General features: G+C 76.4%; 3 protein-coding genes. 2 read left to right on the forward strand and 1 reads right to left on the reverse strand.

What is annotated here, in order from left to right; translation table 11 throughout:
- Window positions 1-1,194, forward strand: a 1,194-nt coding sequence (locus tag ACVMLK_RS20750) for a glutamate-5-semialdehyde dehydrogenase (protein WP_457487506.1), incomplete at its 5' end; no start/stop codon positions are given.
- A 2-nt stretch (window positions 1,195-1,196) separates the two neighbouring features.
- Window positions 1,197-1,877 (forward strand): nicotinate-nucleotide adenylyltransferase, encoded by a 681-nt coding sequence (locus ACVMLK_RS20755; protein WP_457487507.1) that lies wholly within the window; start codon window positions 1,197-1,199, stop codon window positions 1,875-1,877.
- On the opposite strand, the gene ACVMLK_RS20760 is transcribed toward ACVMLK_RS20755, so the two are convergent.
- Window positions 1,835-2,278 (reverse strand): hypothetical protein (locus ACVMLK_RS20760; protein ID WP_457487508.1); only part of this gene is annotated, 444 nt, incomplete at its 5' end. The genes ACVMLK_RS20755 and ACVMLK_RS20760 overlap by 43 nt on opposite strands.

Genomic DNA, 2,278 nt, shown 5'->3' on the forward strand with positions numbered 1-2,278 from the left:
CGGCTCGCCCGCGCAGCGCGGCCGGCGAAGGATGCCGCCCTCAGGGCGGCGGCGGCGGCGCTGCGGGCGCGGCAGCCGGAGCTGCTCGCCGCCAACACGGCCGATCTGGCCGGCGCGGCGGGCATCACCGAAGCCTTCCGCGACCGCCTGACCCTGACCCCCGCCCGCATCGAGGCCATGGCGCGCGGGCTGGAGGAGATCGCCGACCTGCCCGATCCCGTGGGCCGCCTGCTGGCGGAGTGGCAACGCCCCAATGGCCTCGTCATCCGCCGCGTCGCGCAGCCGCTCGGCGTCATCGGCATGATCTACGAGAGCCGCCCGAACGTCACCGCCGATGCCGGCGGGCTCTGCCTGAAGGCGGGCTCGGCGGTGCTGCTGCGCGGCGGCAGCGAGAGCGCCCGCTCGGCCGCCGCCATCCATGCCTGTCTGGCGGAGGGGCTGCGCCAGGCCGGCCTGCCCGAGGCGGCGGTGCAGATCGCCCCCACCCAGGACCGCGCCTTCGTCGGCGCCATGCTGGGCGCGGCCGGGCTGATCGACCTGATCATCCCGCGCGGCGGCAAGGGGCTGGTCACGCGGGTGATGCGGGAGGCGCGGGTGCCGGTGCTGGCCCATGCCGAGGGGCTCTGCCACACCTATGTCCACGCCGCCGCCGAGCCCGCCACGGCCCGCGCCGTGCTGGCCAATGCCAAGATGCGCCGCACCGGCGTCTGCGGCGCCACCGAAACCCTGCTGATCGACGCCGCCATCGCCCCGGGGCTGCTGCCGCTGCTGGTCGAGGATCTCGCCGCGCTGGGCTGCGCATTCCGCGCCGATGCGCGCGCCCGCGCCATCTGCCCGGAACTGCCCGCCGCGACCGAGGCGGATTTCGGCACGGAATGGCTGGAGGCGGTGCTGTCCATCGCCGTGGTGGACGGCCCCGAGGCGGCGCTGGCGCATATCCGCCGCCATGGCAGCGAGCACACCGAGGCCATCATCACCGAGGACGCCGCGGTGGCCCAGGCGTTCCTGGACGGGCTGGATTCCGCCGTCGGCCTGTGGAACGCCTCGACCCAGTTCTGCGACGGCGGCGAGTTCGGCTTCGGTGCCGAGATCGGCATCGCCACCGGCCGGCTGCATGCGCGCGGCCCGGTGGGGCTGGAGCAGCTCTGCACCTATCGCTACCAGATCCTCGGCTCGGGGCAGACACGGCCCTGACGGTGGCGGCGGAACAGCCCGGGCCGGGCCGCGCCGGCCCCGGCCGGTGGGGCGACCGCCGGCGGCGGCGCATCGGCCTGCTGGGCGGCAGCTTCAATCCAGCCCATGCGGGGCACCGGCACGTGGCGCAGCAGGCGTTGCGGGCGCTACGGCTCGACCAGGTTTGGCTGCTGGTCTCGCCCGGCAATCCGCTCAAGCCGGTCTCCGGCATGGCGCCCTTCGCGCAGCGCCTGGCCTCGGCGCGGGCGATCGCCGATGGCGTGCGTATCCTCGCCACCGGGATCGAGGCGTCCATCGGCCAGCGCTACAGCGCCCGCACCTTGCGGCGGCTGTCGCGGCTGTTCCCACGCGCGCGCTTCGTCTGGATCATCGGCGCCGACAACCTGGCGCAGCTGCCCCGGTGGCGGCAGTGGCGCAGCCTGGCGGCGCGGACGCCGATGGCGGTGCTGCCCCGCCCGGGCTGGACGCGGCCTGCCCTGCACGGCGCCGCCGCCAGCACGCTGCGCCGGCACCGCCGCCCAGCCGGCGCCGTGCTGCCCGATCGGGAGGGCGGCGGGCATGCCGCCTGGGGCCTGATCCCGGCCCGCGAGCATCCGGCCAGCGCCACGGCGCTGCGGCGTTCCGGCAACGGCCTTGCCAGTCATGCCGCGCGCGGGCATTCCGCGCTGGCCCCACCCCCCTGACCCGCGATACAGCGCAGAGAAAAGCCCAGACAGGAGGCCGCCATAGCCCGCACCCCCAAGACCCCGGACGAGACCCGCCGCAAGAGCGCGGCGGGCCCCCGCGCCACCGGATCCGCCCGCAGCGCCGCGACCAAGCCGGCGCGCGCAGCCGGCACCGCCAAGCCCGGCCGCTCCACCGCCGCGCCGAAGACGACACGCGCCGGCGCCACGAAGACGACGAGTTCGAAGACCACGACCTCGAAGGCCACGGCGTCGAAGACCTCGACGTCAAGGACCACGCCATCGAAGGCCGCCGCGCCGAAGGCCACCGCCGCGAAGACCACGCGCGGCACGGCGGCGGCCAGGCCCGCGCGGACCGCGACGCCCGGCAAGCCGGCGCGCGCCGCCGCGCCGGCGAAGCC

This window comes from Teichococcus aerofrigidensis (assembly GCF_054073225.1).